The organism is Corynebacterium sp. MSK074, from assembly GCF_030229735.1.
Lineage (GTDB): Bacteria > Actinomycetota > Actinomycetes > Mycobacteriales > Mycobacteriaceae > Corynebacterium.
Window position 1 is genome coordinate 1 of the sequence record NZ_JASPIX010000013.1, and the last position, 15,459, is coordinate 15,459.

A 15,459-nucleotide genomic window follows, 5' to 3' on the forward strand; every position below is an offset into this window, starting at 1 on the left:
TTTTTGGAAGCAGAAACCGCCACAGGAAATAATAGAAATCAAGGCAAATGCCTAGGAACAAAACTCGGGGCACTTCAAGGGCAACTAGCGCCCCACGCACCAATGATTGGTCCTCAGCAATGAGAACGCGGATGGGATTAGTCATTGCCTGAGCCTCCGGCGGTAGTAAGAGGGAGAAAGTCCGTGTCGCCATTCATAGTAACCAAGGCCAGAGTACAGCCATTGCGGTGCGCAAAGAGCAGCTGTCCGCCAGCATCTGTTATACGTTTGCGCAAACCGACAATCCCACCGTGGGCACGAGAAAGACTTTCGTCAGCGTCAAACCCGCAGCCGTCGTCTACCACTTGGAGTTGGTGGTCTGTCACCTGGACCCAACAGTGCGCTGCGCCTGAGTGGCGGACCACGTTTGTGCTCAGCTCGCGCAGAGCCCAGGAAAATTCGGCGTCGTAAAGCCCAGCGGTTTTGGCCGCAGACGGCAATTGCGCCACAATGCCGGCAGTGTCGAGAGCCCTTTGAGCCGCGTGGATTTCTCCTTCAAAAGTAGGCATGCGCATCCGGGCTACTGTGGAGCGGACTTCCGCCAAGCCTCTCCGAGAAAGCGTGCTCACCTCCTGGAGCTCCTGCTGCGCCCGTTGCGGATCCGAATCTATTAGACGCCGGGCAAGCTCTGATTTGAGGTTGATAACGGTTAAAGAGTGGCCCAAGAGATCGTGAACATCGGTAGCGATGTCCTCGCGTTGGCGTGCCAGGTCCAATTCATGTTCCAATTCAGCGCGGCTATCTTCGCGCTGGGAAATTGTACCTAACAACACTAGTAGTATCGGCCAGACGAAGAGGACTATCAGAGCCCAGTCGGTGCTTTCAGGAGCGAAGAACCACGTGGTGGTGGCGAGCACGGTCCCCATTAGCAGGGTAAGCGCTAATGCTCGGCGTAGAGAAAGGTTAAAGCCGATCAGCGCCGCAAGGTAGGGCACAAACGTGACGGCTATTATCCCGAAGAAACAAATTGATATCGCTGCGATGGCCGCGAGTGACACCCAGTAGAGCCCGATCCGCTGTCCTAACCGCCATCCGCGTGGGTAGTAGCCCACAGCGCCGAAAGAAAAGAAGTAGACGGCACTAAACGCTAAAGCGCACGCAGACGCCCCAATTCGTTCAGCGAGCGTCGTTCCCGGCGCGGCAAAGGTCATCACCAACCCGGGAATGAGGAAGACCAACCATACGCTGGCGAAAAGAGCGCTATTTAGGCTAAAACCGCGCCACGGATCGCGAAAGGGGCCCATTAACGGCGCGCCTTGTCGCGGGAGCGCAGCACCAGGCAAGCGGTGAGAAAGATGGTCGTCCATACCGCGAAGTTTAACCATGCGGCCCACATGGGGTGCGACACGGTGCCTTCCTCCCCGCTAAGAAACTGCATGCCTTCTGCAAGGGGCCACTGGGCGAGCACAACCGGGCCAAAGAGGGGAGTGAAGCGGCCCAATTCCATCAGCGGCTCAGTAAGCGGAGTGAATACATTGGCGGCAAAGAGGAAGAGGACAACGGAGGTCGAGGCGATTGCGACAGAATTGTCGGTGGGCAAAGCCATGGCCCACACCAAGCCATAAAAGCCAAAGGGAATGGAAACTAGGACGCAAGCAATGAAGGCTAAAATCCACTGGTGTGGTTGCATCGAGGCTTGTGTCACGGCGCCGGTGATAAATACCGCGGTGATGGGGAGCAGTGCCTGAAAGCCGATTGATATGAGGTTTGCCCACAGAAGCTGTCGTGGGTGCAGAGGAGTGAGGGCTAATTGACGCGCCCACCCAGTCTTCGCATCTGTCACAGCGGAACCAGAGGCGGAGACGGAACCAGCGACGCCGCCGTAAAGGGCCATGCTGATCATCTCTAAGGCGGCGAAGTTTCCTCCTTTAAAGGGGGCATCACCAAAATCCATCATGGTGCCAAAGAGGAGGTAAAAAAATACCGGCAAGATGGTACTGAAAAAGAGGGGAGTAAGGTTGCGACGAAGGCGCAGCAGGTTGTGAGTGGCAAACCGGAGAGTACGCGCACTGGTCGTTGCAGCTTGTGTGGTCATGGCATGTTCCTTTCGCGAAGTAGCCAACGGAGCGACGGGCTAGGACTGGGACGCTGTCAAAGCAAGAAATGCGTCCTCTAAGGAGTGTTTGCGAATAGTCAGGTCATGGGCCGAGGTGTGGTTGAGAAGGTAATTCGCAAGTACATCGGAGTCACGGGTGGTCATCCGGGCGTGAGTGCCAGACAAGGAAATCTCGGCGACGGTGGGTAGCTCTTTCGCATTTAAAGGTGTGCCGTCGAACTTTGCCTCGACTATGCGCTTGCCTGACTGTTCGCGTAGTTCTGTGGCCTGAGCATCTGCGCGCAGCTTTCCTTCATGCAGGAGGATTATCCTTGCTGCAAAATTGTCTGCCTCTTCGAGGTAGTGCGTAGCGAAGACAATGGTGCGTCCCTGTTCTGCTTGTCTGTGCATGGTGGACCAGAACTCGTAGCGCGCTTGAGCATCCATGCCAGCTGTAGGCTCATCGAGCAATAAAATGTGGGGATTGCCTAAAAGAGCGAGGGCGAATCGCACGCGTTGTTGCTCGCCACCAGAGCATTTTCCTACTGGGCGGTGCAGGATCCGGTCTAGGTCTGCTTGTTTGGCAACTTCTCCGATGGGAAGGGGATGGGGAAAGGCAGAGGAAATCATCTTTAGTGTGTCCAAGACTGTGAGCTCGGGTAGCAGGCCACCGGTTTGCAGCACGGCGCCAATCTGTGCCGCGCGGATCGCGGTGTGCGGTGTGTGTCCGAGCACGGAAACGCTGCCGGAGGTGGGGGTGGTAAGCCCGAGGATGAGGTCAAAAAGGGTGGTTTTGCCTGCTCCATTGGTGCCTAGTAGGCCTACGATCTCGCCTTTGGCGATGCTGAAGGAAATTTCGCTGAGCGCATGGACGGGATGGGAGGATCTCGTGGCGAAGGTTTTACTGACTCCGGATACGTCTATAGCCAGCGGTTGTGCGGTTGATGGATCTGTAGTTCTCATACCTGGAAAGTATCCGTAGCCAGCAAAAATGATGAATAGGATCTGTCAGCACATTTTCATGACAAGTGTCATGACGCGGTAAGGTAGGAAAGTGCTTACTACTCTCGCAGCGGCTACTGGACTATTCGTGGCCACCAACATCGATGACATTGTGGTGTTGTCCCTCTTCTTCGCCCGTGGAGCTGGACGCAAGGGCACGACGCCCGCGATTCTGCTAGGTCAGTATTTGGGTTTTCTCGGCATACTAGCGGCCTCTGCCGTTGTCGGGCTGGGCTTTAATGCTGTTTTGCCTGAGGAATTGATTCGCTACTTTGGTCTCATTCCATTGTTTTTAGGCCTATGGGCAGCGTGGCAAGCATTCCGGGGTGAGGACGACGATGAGGACGTTTCGGGTAAAAGGCTGAGCGCCCTGGTGGTAGCCGGGGTGACTTTTGCCAACGGTGGCGACAATATCGGCGTCTATGTACCAGTGTTTACCACCTCTACGCCGGCTGAGGTAGCGATCTATTGCGTGGTCTTTTTAATCCTCGTGGCGCCCCTAGTGTGGGCAGCGCGGTTTGTGGCCACGCGGCCGGGCATTGCAGAAGCACTGGAAAAGTGGGAAAGCGTGCTGTTTCCCACGGTCCTCATTCTACTGGGAATTGCGATCTTGCTTGCAGTGTAAACGCGGAATAGAAAAAGCCGGCACCTTCACGGTGCCGGCTGAATATTTGTCGGGCTAACAGGATTTGAACCTGCGACCCCTACACCCCCAGTGTAGTGCGCTACCAAACTGCGCCATAGCCCGCCGTCGAACTGTGCGACTTGTCTAGATTACATCAGTAGGATTCTACTGTGAAATTTGGGGTGTAACCTGCGCTAAAACTCGCCGCTGGAGTACACCCAAGCGCCGCCGACGCGGCGAAACGAGGAACGCTCGCGTTGTGAGCCAACGGCCGCGCCTTTATAAAAGGCCTCAAACTCCACCACGCCGGAACTATCGAGCAATCCGCCTGCTTGGGTATCCAGGATATCGAGGCGATAAAACCGGACGGGAGAATCAGCCAAGTCGAGTGTTACAGGGCGAGTATCGGGATCCCACGTACGGAGGAGATAGGCTTCGTCTCCAGTAACAAAGGCGCTAAAGCGCGAGCGCATGAGCGCCTCCGCAGTGGGGGCGTTGGTGCCGGCATGGTACTTGCCACAGCACTCGCCGTAGGTCAGGCCGGTGCCGCACGGGCAGCGGCGCGAGGGATCAAAGGCTGCCATTAGTGCGCGTCCACGTCCACGATGGTGACGTTGCCGAGCATGCGCTCAACATCGGTGTCCTTCGCGGCAGAGCGCAGGGCGGACTTTTCTTCCGCTGACAGTTTTCCGGCAAGCTCGATGCGGCGTTCGAAGCTAGCGGGGCCGGTTTGGGTGATGCTCACGTGGACGTCGTCAAGCGCAAGCCTCTTGCCGGCATCCTTGATTGCTTGGGTGGCGGCCGTAGCCAGCGCGGACATAACAAGGCCCTCTGCGGTAAAGCCCTTACCCTTGCCGCCATTCTTCTTCGTGCGGTCGGCACTGAGGTTGTGGTCATTATGGCGGACGACCACGCCGAATTTGGTGCCGGTGGCCGGCTGCGCAACGGCGGCGTCGGTTCCTACTTCCTCCGGGCGGTAATCAGGAACGATAAACTGCTCGGCCCACGCACCGATGAGATCCGCAGCGCGGGCTGCCGTGCCCTGCTTGGTGAGCAGATGATCGGTCTTGTCCAGGGAAACCAAGGATTTGGGGTAGCGCGTGAGCAGGAAGATATTTTGCGCATTGTCTATGCCCACCGTCTGGTCAATGGGTGAGTGCAACACCATCAACGGCTTGCGGAGCTTGGGCAGGTACTCCTCGGGGTTAGTATCTGCCAAGTCCTCGAGGAACTTGCGGGAAATGATAAGGCCGCGGCCGCCGAGGATTACTTCCACCTCGCCGTTGGCGTCGACCTCGCCAATTTTGTCCGCATAGTGAAGCACGGAGTGGGCAGGATCAAAGGGCGCGCCAATGGTGGCTACCGCCTTAAGTGATTTCATGGTGGTGGCCGCCTTCAATGCAGCGGCGCCACCGAGCGAGTGGCCCATGAGCAATTGTGGGGCAGAGTAGTTCTCCGTCAGCCAGGCGGCAGCGGCATGGATATCATCAACATTTTGGCTAAAGGTAGTATCGCCAAATTCTCCGGCGGACTGGCCAAGACCGGGAAAATCGAAACGCAAAGTGGCGATGCCGAACTCGGTGAGCTGCTTCGCGGTGCGGGCAGCACCGGGAGTGTGGCGCGAGCCGGCGAAGCAATGGGCAAAGATGGCATAGGCGATCGGGGGAGAATCCGGGAAGTCGATGGTTCCGGCCATCTCGGTTCCCCGGCTCGAAGGCAGCTTAACATTGACGGATTGCATGAGAACTACAATAACGGGCCTCTTACCCGCAAGCCATACCAGGTTGACTACAGTCGATAGGAGCAATCCAAATAAGGAGGATGAGGTATGGGCGCGTTCGATTGGTTCTGGAAAGCAATGGGCTCGCAAAGCGAGCGTAACGATAAGAAATCCAAGGCCATCGTGGGTTCAGCCGATGAAGCGGCTCGGGCATTGGGCCAGCAAGACGACGCAGCTGTAGCCCAAGCTGCACGCGATGCCGTTGCAGGCGGCGAGATTGCGGATAAGGCGCAGTTCCTCGCGGCCCTAGCAGTAGCGTGCGAGCGCACCCTAGGGATGCATCCCTTCAATGTGCAGTCCCAAGCCGTGCTGCGCCTGCTTACCGGAGACGTCATCCAAATGGCCACCGGCGAAGGCAAAACTTTGGTGGGTGCCATGGCGGCTACGGGTTTCGCGTTGACTGGCAAACGCGTCCACGTTGTCACCGTCAATAACTATCTTGCCGCCCGCGACGCCGAATGGATGCGTCCTGTCGTGGAGTTCTTTGGATTGAGCGTTGCCTCGGTTACGGAGGGCATGACACCGGATGAGCGACGCGCTGCGTACGCGCAGGATATTATCTACGCACCGGTCAACGAACTGGGCTTTGATCTGCTCCGTGATAACCAGATTACCGATCGCTCCCACACGGTGCAGGCCGCCGGCGACGTTGCCCTCGTAGACGAGGCCGACTCTGTCCTAGTGGATGAGGCCCTTGTGCCCCTGGTGCTGGCTGGAAATCGGCCAGGTGAGGCCCCCACCGGGCACATCACCAATGTGGTATCCCGCCTGCGCGAGAAGCTGGATTACTCCATCTCTGAGGACGGCCGCACCGTTCAGCTGACCGAGAACGGTGCCCGCCGCGTGGAGCAGGAATTGGGCATTGATTCGCTCTATTCGGAGGAAAATATCGGCACCATCTTGGTGAAGGTCAACCTCGCCCTGCATGCCAAGGCCCTGCTTATCCGGGACATCCACTACATCGTGGTCGATGGCAAGCTGCAGCTTATCGACGCCTCCAGGGGCCGCGTTGCCGACCTACAACGCTGGCCTGATGGGCTCCAAGCGGCAGTAGAAGCCAAGGAAGGCCTAGAGGTTTCCGAAGGCGGACGCATCCTCGACACCATCACGCTGCAAGAACTTATGCGACGTTACCCACTTGTGTGCGGCATGACGGGTACCGCGGTGGAGGCGACCGATCAACTGCGGCAGTTCTATGATCTTCATGTATCCGTGATCGACCGCAATAAGCCGCTGCAGCGCTTTGATGAGCAAGACCGCATTTTTGCGACCGTCGATGATAAATCCGCCGCCATCGTGGAGGAAATAGCCACCATTCACGCCACGGGGCAACCCATCCTTGTGGGCACGCAGGATGTAGCCGAGTCGGAAGATCTGGCGGATGCTCTCCGCGAGCGGGGCATTGACGTCAATGTACTCAACGCCAAAAATGATGAGCAGGAGGCACAGATCGTCGCCGAGGCCGGCGATATTGGACGCGTCACCGTCTCTACTCAGATGGCCGGGCGCGGCACCGATATTAAGCTGGGCGGTGCTAACGAAGCTGACCATGATGCAGTAGCGGAGTTAGGTGGCTTGGCGGTTATCGGTACCTCCCGCCACCGCACCGCCCGCTTGGATAACCAGTTGCGCGGCCGTGCGGGTCGGCAAGGCGATCCGGGCCTATCCCTATTTTTCGTCTCCCTCGAAGATGATGTGGTCCAGCAAGGCGGCGACGGCGAGACTGTGCGTGCTCAACCGGCAGAAGATGGGCGCATTGAATCCAAGCGAGTAAGTGATTTCGTGGCACACTGCCAGCGCGTGACCGAGGGTCAACTACTCGAAATTCATGCCCAGACCTGGAAGTATAACCAGCTCCTAGCTGATCAGCGCATCATTATTGATGAGCGCCGAGCCAAGCTGTTGGATACTGATCAAGCGTGGCAGGAACTATCCCAACGTGCTCCGGAGCGTGCAGCAGAGCTATCAGAGGTTCCAGAGGAAGCCCGCATCAAGGCCGCGCGCGAAATCATGCTGTATCACTTGGACTTGGCCTGGGCCGACCACCTAGAGCTCATGGACGATGTGCGCGAGTCGATCCATCTGCGCGCCATCGCCCGAGAGACTCCCATCGACGAGTACCACCGCATTGCGGTGAGGGAGTTTAAGGACTTGGCTCAGAGGGCCGTAGACAAGTCTGTGGAGACTTTCCGTACAGTGCTTATCGACGCCGCCGGGGCACACCTCGATGACGCCGGCCTCGCTCGTCCGAGTGCTACATGGACCTACATGGTGTCCGATAACCCCCTTGCGGGCAAAGGAAATTCCGTGCTGAGCGGCATCGGAAACATTTTCCGGTGAAATAATTCCCCGCGAAGGGGTCACGGATTCAAATGAGTCGCTAGTATTGTTATAAGTAACTCGTAACTAATCCCCGGAGGTAACAATGAGCGAGAACACCGGAACCCCGGAACCACAGGTAGAGACCACATCTGTATTCCGCGCAGACCTGCTCAAGGAGATGGAAAACAGCGCGAATGGCAATGATGCTACCGTTGCCGGCACCGACAATCTGGCGGAAGGTCAGGCCCTCCTCGTGGTAAAGCGTGGCCCGAACGCAGGTGCCCGCTTCTTGTTGGATCAGGCGACTACTACCGCCGGCCGCCACCCTGAGGCAGACATCTTCCTCGATGACGTTACGGTGTCCCGCCGCCACGCGGAGTTTCGCAAGAATGATGACGGCAAGTTTGAGGTAGTTGATGTGGGATCCCTGAACGGAACCTACGTTAACCGCGAGCCCCGCAACTCCCAGGTGCTCGAGGTAGGAGACGAAATCCAGATTGGCAAGTTCCGCTTGGTTTTCATCGCTAACCAGAGCTAATTTTTTTACGTAGACTAGCCGCGCTTCCTTACTAGGAGGGGCGGTGTAGTCTACTTATGGCACGATAAGAACTTTCAGTACCCCTAAGAGATAGACACAGTGAGCGCAGCAGATTCTTCGGCAGCAGCAGTACGCCGCACCAGCCCTAAAGCTAAGAAGCCAAAGACCATGTCCATTGGCGTGGTTTTGGAAACGCTGAATCAGCAATTCCCAGACGTCACGGTGTCTAAGATTCGCTTCCTCGAATCTGAGGGGCTCATCAGTCCACAGCGCACGGCCTCTGGCTATCGCCGCTTCACCCAAGAAGACGTGGACAGACTGCGGTATATTCTCACCACTCAGCGCGATAACTATACGCCGCTGAAGGTTATCCGCGAGCAGCTAGAAGCCATGGATTCCGGCCAGGTGACCGCCATTGTTTCTGCGGGAAATGCAGAAACCCTACTCTCGCCGCAGCAGTTTAGGGCCCCTGTGGTCACGCGCCTGACCGATGTAGAGGTAGCTACCCAAGCTAGTGCCAGCGAAGATGATGTAGCTTCCTTGGTTAAATATGGCCTCATCCGCCCGGATGCCGCAGGCTTTTTCAATACCGACGACGTAGCCATTGTCTCTGCCGCGGTGGCCCTCAAAGCTTTTGGTTTTGGCGCCCGTGAACTCAAGTCCCTGCGTAATAACGCCCGCCGGCAGGCTGATTTGATTTCCCAGGCGGCAGCTCCCGTGGCACACTCAAACTCTGATACCGCGCATCAGAAGGCAGAGGAAATCTCCCAGCAAATGACCGCTCTAGTGGTCTCCTTGCACGCAACTCTGGTGAAGTCGGATCTGCGCGACGAATACCACTCCTAATACACACGTAATCCCGCGTTTGTGGGAGAGTGGTATTTATGAGTGATGTATCCCTAGAGTTTCACGGTATCCACCAGGTAGGCCCCGAAGACGATGTGTGCGCTGTGCTGCGCTGGCCGGAAGAGAACCGGTTGATCCCCGTGTGGATCTCCCCGATTGAAGGCATGCAACTAGCTGCCGCTTTAGACGGCCACCAGCCTAATCGTCCCACCTCGCACGATCTTATCTGCGAGGTACTAGAGGGCACTGGCGGGGTAGAGGCCATTGAAATTGCCAACTACCACCAGGGAACGTTCATGGTAGATATTAAGGCTCCGAACGGAGAGGTTTATGACTCTCGGTTGAGCGACGCACTTGCCGTATCCGAATATTTCCACGTCCCCATTTCAGCCGAGGCGGATCTCCTTGCCCAGGTTTCCGTATATGCCAGTGATGCAGACGTGAAAGAGTACTTCGACCTGGAAATTTCCACCCACGCCGCAGGCGATAATCTACCAGCCAGCGAAAACAATGATTCCTCGACCTCGGCGTCGGGAAATGCCCAGGCAGATGCGGATTTTGAAGCCATGATGAGGTCTTTGGGTATGGAGGAAAAGGATTTCCTATCGGGGGATGACGACGAAAAAAGTTAATGACACGCGTGTGACTAATGGTGACAATGGGGTTGAAGAAGTCTAAAGTTGTACTTGACAGTTGAGCAATCAGCGCTTGACGGGCGTATGCGCTTGGCTTTTAATTGATCTTTAGAACTTCCAACAAACCCCATTGGAGTAATTACGTGAGCATTAACGAGGACTCCCAGTCCGAATCCACCTACGTACAGGAATCGCTTTTTGACGTCGGACCCGACGAAGAGGTGGGCTACCGCGTTCCCATCGCTTGCCAAGTTGCCGGCATCACCTACCGCCAGCTGGACTATTGGGCACGCACCAACCTGGTCAACCCTTCCATCCGCACGGCGCGCGGCTCCGGCTCCCAGCGCCTGTACTCCTTCAAGGATGTACTGGTGCTCAAGATTGTGAAGCGCCTCCTGGATACCGGCATCTCTCTGCAAAATATCCGATTGGCAGTTGAGTCCCTGCGGGATCGTGGTGTGAACGACCTAGCAGAGCTCACCCTCGTATCCGACGGCACTACCGTTTATGAGTGCCGTTCCAACGATGAGGTCATTGACTTGCTCGCCGGCGGCCAAGGCGTCTTCGGCATTGCAGTTCCGGGCATCTTGAAGGAGCTGTCCGGCACCATTTCTTCCTTCCCTTCGGAGCGCATCGAAGACTTCGCCGAAGACAATGTAGTCGGCCTCGACGAGTTGGCCGCTCGTCGCAAGCGCAAGAGCTCCTAGGCTCGTCCACACCGAATCCACCCTCCTTCCCAGCTCACGGGGAAGCAGGGTGGATTTTTGATCTCTTTCGCAATGAGTGCACCATCCAAGACAGCCTATTCCGCGCTGTGTGGCCTCGCGGGATCGAAGTCCAGCCCAGGCTTAGTACCCGAGCCGACTCTGTGTTTATATCTGGTGCAGTGCCCGTAGTTCCGCGGTGTAGGAGAGCACTAGTCACAATAGGCTGACAAGAAAGGCACCGAACGAGGCGTCGTTCGGTGCCATAGGCAAGGAAGAGTTGCGTATTAGACCCCTGCGGCCTGATTAATTGCTCCAGAGACCGTCGCCTCATCGGCTGAGTCAACAGAGGTGAAGCTATCAGCTGCGGACTTCAGTGCGGCATCGACATTGCCTTCACCGACATGAACGACGCTGAGGGAAACGGCCCTGGAGGCGGCGTCGTCAAGAGCGGACGTGAATTGCGCATCATCCATGTCCTGCTCGGTACCAGTAGTTACCACGACCACGCGTGCTTTCTCGCCAGTTCCTGCTGCTTGATCGGCGGCATTGGCGATAGCTGCTACAACGGCGCTGCGTGTTTGTGGAACACCGCCAGTTCCAAAGCCACCGAGCGTTCCGGATACAGCGTTGCCATCACCAAAGCCCAGGTTTTGGCGAAAGCCAACCGTGGCGGTCTCAGCGATAGGAGAGGAGTAGTTCCACAACGAGACTGCCCCGCCGTCTGCGGCTAGATCAGAAGCAGTGGTACCCAAGGCTTGGGCCACAGGGCCGTACATCGGCGCCATGGCCGAAGATGTATCCAGAAGCAGGAGCGTATTCGCCGCCATCGTCACATCGGCCTTGGGAGCTGCTGCGGAACTCGTCGCTGCAGCGGAGCTCTTCGGGGAAGAACTCTTGGGGGCAGCGGAGGTGGAAGCACTGGAAGCAGCTGTCGTACTGGTCTCCGGTGCGTCCTCGGTGCTGCTTTCCACTGCGGCGGGTGCGGCGGAGTCTTCGCCGTCGCCGTTGCCTGCGCCGCGCAAGAGGAACGCAACCAAAGCGACTATGGCCAGCAGTGCGACAATAGCCACCGCAATAACCCATCCCGCTACTGCGAAGCTATTTTTCCCGTTTGAATGCCGTGCCATGTGGTGTCTTCCTCCCAAACAAACTGCCGTTGTTAGTGGCTCATTCTAGCGGGGCAAGTGCTTGATCTATCACAGCGACAAGCCGGTCTCGCAGTGGTTTAGCTGTGAGCGCCAGCGTTCTTTGCCTCGAGACGTACTCGGCCTTGCCCTCAGGGGTCTCGATGGGTACCACGCCAAGTCCCCAATCACGGCAGTCATAAGGAGATGCCTCCATGTCAAGGATGCGCGCTTCAATCGCCAAATCCAGACATTCAAGGAAAAGTTCGCCTGGTACGAGTGGTCCCAGCTTCCAGGCCCACTTATATAGATCCATCGTGACGTGTACGCAGCCTGCCTGGTCATTGTTGGGCTGATCTTCACGATGCAGGACAGTGAGGTTAAGAGGCCGAGCGGGAGGGGTAAAGAACCGGAAAGCATCATAGTGAGAACACTTAATTGAGTGCGCATCGACAACCCGGTTGGTGCCGTCCGCACCGAGCCGCAAGGGCAACGAATGACGCGGGGAATCCGTGTGGTAGACCATTGCCCATTCATGCAGACCGAAGCAGTCAAAGTGGACCGGATTGGTAGCGGAACGCCGAAGCAGATTGGAGATATAGCGAACCGAGTCACCTCGACGCTCTAGAAAGCTGGCGAGGTCGACGGTGATGCCTTCTGAGGTGTCGTGGTAATCCCGCCATTCAGCGTGCGGAGGAGTGCCTGCTAGCGCAGTTCCTACACCCGGGTGCCAGCGCTTTAGGTGAGAAGGACGTACGGGGTAGTACTCAAAGAGAAAATCGAAAACAGGGTGGTAGCTGCCAGGATGCCGGAAGCGCTCCAAGCGGTCTGTGGCTTGCTTTTCGTGTTCATGCTGTTGAGCACTCCAGTCCTCAGGGCTCAAGATGCGCATGAGCGTTCACCTCCTTGAGTTAACGGCGTCGGCGGCGGGCGACTTTGCCGCCCGAGCGGCGGCGTTGAGAGTTGGACTTCTTGACAGATTTCGCCGGTTTCTGGGGCGCGCCCTGCCCGGGTGGGGGAAGGGCAGGGCCATTGGGCTTGCGAGCGCCCGTAATCTCCTTAAGGATCGGTGCGCCAGCAGGATTGTCACGGTGAGAAATATCGTGCTCCGTAGCCGTGACCCCGGCTTTCTTAATGAGAGCGGCTACTTCTTTGCGTTGTTCATCCATGACCAAAGTGATCACGGTACCCGCAGCACCACCGCGTGCCGTGCGGCCGGCGCGATGGAGATAGGCTTTGTGCTCTGCGGGCGGATCGACGTGAACGACGAGTGAAACGTCCGCAATATCGATACCGCGGGCGGCAATATCGGTGGCGACCAACACTGGAATGCTGCCATCGGCGAAGCCTTCGATTGCGCGGGTACGCGCGCCTTGGCCTTTATCGCCATGCAATGGATAAGCGTTGATGCCGGAGCGACGCAATTTCTTGACCTGCCTGTCCACGCCGTGCTTGGTACGCATGAACATGATGGTTTTGCCTTGGCGGGCAGCGATGCGCAGCACCACCTCGTTGCGGGCGGGACGCTCGCCGACGAAAAAGAGGTGATGGGACATGGAATCCACTGCAGCTTGCACCGGGGCTGTGGAGTGGACCACCGGGTCATGGAGGAATTGCTCCACCAGCTTATTGACTTCGCCGTCAAGCGTCGCCGAAAACAGCAAGCGCTGGCCTTGCGCCGGAGTTCGGCGCAGAAGCTTGCGTACCTGGGGCAAAAAGCCCATATCGGCCATCTGATCGGCTTCATCTAGTGCAGTAATCTGGACCGCATCCAAATGCAGCTTGCCCTGGTCAATGAGATCCTGGGCACGGCCAGGGGTAGCAACAAGAACATCAACGGGGCGGGCGAGGGAGCGGATATGGTGATTAATATTTACCCCGCCCACGACAGCGAGCACTCTTAAGCCCAGCGTTGCCGCAGGTTCATCAAGGCGCTGGTGAATTTGAGTAGCCAACTCGCGGGTGGGGGCGAGGATGAGCCCACGGGGATGAGCAGGCTTGGATGCACCTGTTCCGGCAAGGCGGGCGAGCATGGGCAGGCCAAAGGTATAGGTCTTGCCCGACCCGGTAGGGCCGCGGCCGAGTACGTCTTTGCCTGCGAGGGCGTCGGGAATCGCGGCTTTTTGAATAGGAAACGGTTCGGTAATGCCTTCGTTGTGCAGAACGTGCACCAGGCGCTGGGGAAGGCCGAGATCGGCAAAAGTAGTCATCGCTTTCCCATCCTATCGGCAGCGTGACGGATTGCCGCATTCAACGGGAAAGACCTGCTCGGAAACGTGATTGGGGCCCCGAAGGGCCCCTGAACACGTCACTGCGAATCTAGTCGGTCTGGGTCAGGCTGCGGTCACCGGACCACTCAATGTGGAAGGTGCCCGGCTTGTCGGTGCGCTTGAAGGTGTGGGCGCCGAAGAAATCGCGCTGGCCCTGAATGAGAGCGGCCGGCAGGCGCTCGGCACGCAGGCTGTCGTAGTAGGAGAGGGACGACGCAAAGACCGGTGCCGGGAGTCCCAGCTGGGTAGCGGCGACGACCACGCGGCGCCAAGGGTCGATGAGGTCTTCCAGCTCGCCCTTGAAGTAGGGATCGAGGATGAGGGCGGGCAAGTCCGCGTTATTGTCATAGGCTGACCGGATGCGATCCAAGAACTTGGCGCGGATGATGCAGCCGCCGCGCCAGATGGTTGCTAGATCGCGCGGGTCAACGTCCCAACCAAATTCTTCGGATCCTGCCTTAATCTCGTCAAAGCCCTGGGAGTAGGCAATAAGCTTGGCGGCATAGAGCGCGCGGCGTACATCCTCGATGAACTCGGCCTTGTCCACGTCCAGGGCCTTGATGGTGCCGGCGGGAAGCTGGCCTTCCTGGGCGGCGCTGCGCTGCGCGGTGGAGGAGGACAGCGCGCGGGCGAAGACGGATTCGGCAATACCGGTAATCGGAACGCCGAGCTCCAATCCATTGATGGCAGTCCAGCGGCCGGTGCCCTTCTGGCCTGCTGCGTCCACGATGACGTCGACAAGCGGGGCGCCAGTCTCCGGATCCTTTTGGGCCAGAACCTCGGCGGTAATTTCAATGAGGTAGGAATCAAGGTCGCCGGAGTTCCATTCGCGGAATACCTCTGCGATTTCGGCCGGCTCCATGCCTGCGCCATAGCGCAGCAGCTGATAAGCCTCGCCGATGACCTGCATATCGGCGTACTCGATGCCATTGTGGACCATCTTGACAAAGTGGCCGGCGCCGTCCGGACCAATGTGGGTTACACACGGGGTGCCGTCCACATTCGCAGCGATGGACTCAAGAATCGGGCCGAGGGTCTCCCACGACTCCTTGGGGCCGCCGGGCATGATGGAGGGGCCATTGAGCGCGCCCTCCTCGCCGCCGGAGATTCCGGCGCCGACGAAATGCTTGCCGCGGGCGGCTACGTCCTTCTCGCGGCGAATGGTGTCAGTGAACAAGGCATTTCCGCCGTCGATGATGATATCGCCATCATCCATGGCCTCGGCCAGCTGATCGATGACCGCATCGGTGGCCTTGCCAGCCTTGACCATGATGATTGCCTTGCGTGGGCGCTCCAAAGAAGCCACAAAGTCCTCGATGGATTCCGAAGGCACGAAGTTGCCTTCTTCACCGTGGGTCTCAATGAGCGCATGGGTCTTTTCAGGGCTGCGGTTATACACCGCTACGGTATTGCCGTTGCGGGCAAAGTTACGGGCCAAATTAGAACCCATGACCGCCAATCCCACGACGCCAATCTGAGCAAGTTCATTCTTATCAGTCATGCTGCCTATCCTACGTCACTAGGATGCGAGGCTGG

Annotated in this window: 15 protein-coding genes and 1 tRNA gene; 6 read left to right on the forward strand and 10 right to left on the reverse strand. The window is 57.7% G+C overall.

Annotated elements, in window-relative coordinates:
* Positions 1-137 precede the first annotated feature (137 nt).
* From QP965_RS09785 to QP965_RS09795, 3 genes are read right to left on the reverse strand one after another with little or no spacing between them, the layout of a single operon-like run.
* Complete coding sequence (locus QP965_RS09785) at positions 138-1,283, reverse strand: sensor histidine kinase (protein ID WP_284844805.1); 1,146 nt, start codon at positions 1,281-1,283, stop codon at positions 138-140.
* Positions 1,283-2,074 (reverse strand): ABC transporter permease, encoded by a 792-nt coding sequence (locus QP965_RS09790; RefSeq protein ID WP_284844806.1) that lies wholly within the window; start codon positions 2,072-2,074, stop codon positions 1,283-1,285. The genes QP965_RS09785 and QP965_RS09790 overlap by 1 nt, the downstream gene beginning before the upstream one ends.
* A gap of 39 nt (positions 2,075-2,113) precedes the next feature.
* Entirely contained in the window at positions 2,114-3,037 is a 924-nt protein-coding gene (locus QP965_RS09795) for an ABC transporter ATP-binding protein (RefSeq protein WP_284844807.1), read from the reverse strand.
* A gap of 91 nt (positions 3,038-3,128) precedes the next feature.
* Here QP965_RS09795 and QP965_RS09800 point away from each other — a divergent pair, with 91 nt between their 5' ends.
* Complete coding sequence (locus tag QP965_RS09800; RefSeq protein ID WP_284844808.1) at positions 3,129-3,701, forward strand: cadmium resistance transporter; 573 nt, start codon at positions 3,129-3,131, stop codon at positions 3,699-3,701.
* A gap of 49 nt (positions 3,702-3,750) precedes the next feature.
* Here the strand turns inward: QP965_RS09800 and QP965_RS09805 are convergent.
* The 3 genes from QP965_RS09805 to QP965_RS09815 all read right to left on the reverse strand — a co-directional run bounded on the left by QP965_RS09805 (position 3,751) and on the right by QP965_RS09815 (position 5,442).
* Positions 3,751-3,824: transfer RNA gene (locus tag QP965_RS09805), tRNA-Pro, on the reverse strand.
* A gap of 71 nt (positions 3,825-3,895) precedes the next feature.
* Complete coding sequence (locus QP965_RS09810; RefSeq protein WP_239278844.1) at positions 3,896-4,285, reverse strand: YchJ family protein; 390 nt, start codon at positions 4,283-4,285, stop codon at positions 3,896-3,898.
* Positions 4,285-5,442 carry an alpha/beta hydrolase family protein gene (locus QP965_RS09815; protein WP_284768984.1) on the reverse strand — a complete coding sequence of 386 codons (1,158 nt, stop codon included), beginning with the start codon at positions 5,440-5,442 and terminating at the stop codon, positions 4,285-4,287. Before QP965_RS09815 ends, QP965_RS09810 begins: the two co-directional genes overlap by 1 nt.
* A gap of 87 nt (positions 5,443-5,529) precedes the next feature.
* Between QP965_RS09815 and secA2 the strand changes: the two genes are divergently transcribed.
* The 5 genes from secA2 to QP965_RS09840 all read left to right on the forward strand — a co-directional run bounded on the left by secA2 (position 5,530) and on the right by QP965_RS09840 (position 10,529).
* Entirely contained in the window at positions 5,530-7,821 is a 2,292-nt protein-coding gene (gene secA2 / locus QP965_RS09820; protein WP_284844809.1) for an accessory Sec system translocase SecA2, read from the forward strand.
* An 85-nt stretch (positions 7,822-7,906) separates the two neighbouring features.
* Positions 7,907-8,341: an oxoglutarate dehydrogenase inhibitor Odhl gene (odhI, locus tag QP965_RS09825; RefSeq protein ID WP_284844810.1), complete on the forward strand. Its 435-nt coding sequence runs from the start codon at positions 7,907-7,909 to the stop codon at positions 8,339-8,341.
* Between the two features lie 99 nt (positions 8,342-8,440).
* Complete coding sequence (gene ftsR / locus QP965_RS09830; RefSeq protein ID WP_049378120.1) at positions 8,441-9,187, forward strand: transcriptional regulator FtsR; 747 nt, start codon at positions 8,441-8,443, stop codon at positions 9,185-9,187.
* Positions 9,188-9,225: 38 nt separating this feature from the next.
* Positions 9,226-9,819 (forward strand): bifunctional nuclease family protein, encoded by a 594-nt coding sequence (locus QP965_RS09835; RefSeq protein ID WP_225746973.1) that lies wholly within the window; start codon positions 9,226-9,228, stop codon positions 9,817-9,819.
* Between the two features lie 146 nt (positions 9,820-9,965).
* The gene (locus tag QP965_RS09840; protein WP_204609122.1) at positions 9,966-10,529 is read left to right on the forward strand and encodes a MerR family transcriptional regulator; all 564 of its coding nucleotides are present in this window, start codon (positions 9,966-9,968) and stop codon (positions 10,527-10,529) included.
* Positions 10,530-10,813: 284 nt separating this feature from the next.
* Here QP965_RS09840 and QP965_RS09845 read toward each other — a convergent pair whose 3' ends face one another.
* From QP965_RS09845 to gnd, 4 genes are all read right to left on the reverse strand, one after another.
* Positions 10,814-11,656: a hypothetical protein gene (locus tag QP965_RS09845; protein ID WP_284844811.1), complete on the reverse strand. Its 843-nt coding sequence runs from the start codon at positions 11,654-11,656 to the stop codon at positions 10,814-10,816.
* Positions 11,657-11,696: 40 nt separating this feature from the next.
* Positions 11,697-12,545, reverse strand: coding sequence for a 3-methyladenine DNA glycosylase (locus QP965_RS09850; protein ID WP_284844812.1), 849 nt, complete (start codon positions 12,543-12,545; stop codon positions 11,697-11,699).
* A 19-nt stretch (positions 12,546-12,564) separates the two neighbouring features.
* Entirely contained in the window at positions 12,565-13,863 is a 1,299-nt protein-coding gene (locus tag QP965_RS09855) for a DEAD/DEAH box helicase (protein WP_284844813.1), read from the reverse strand.
* Positions 13,864-13,972: 109 nt separating this feature from the next.
* Positions 13,973-15,424 carry an NADP-dependent phosphogluconate dehydrogenase gene (gene gnd / locus QP965_RS09860; RefSeq protein WP_284844814.1) on the reverse strand — a complete coding sequence of 484 codons (1,452 nt, stop codon included), beginning with the start codon at positions 15,422-15,424 and terminating at the stop codon, positions 13,973-13,975.
* Between the last annotated feature and the right edge of the window lie 35 nt (positions 15,425-15,459).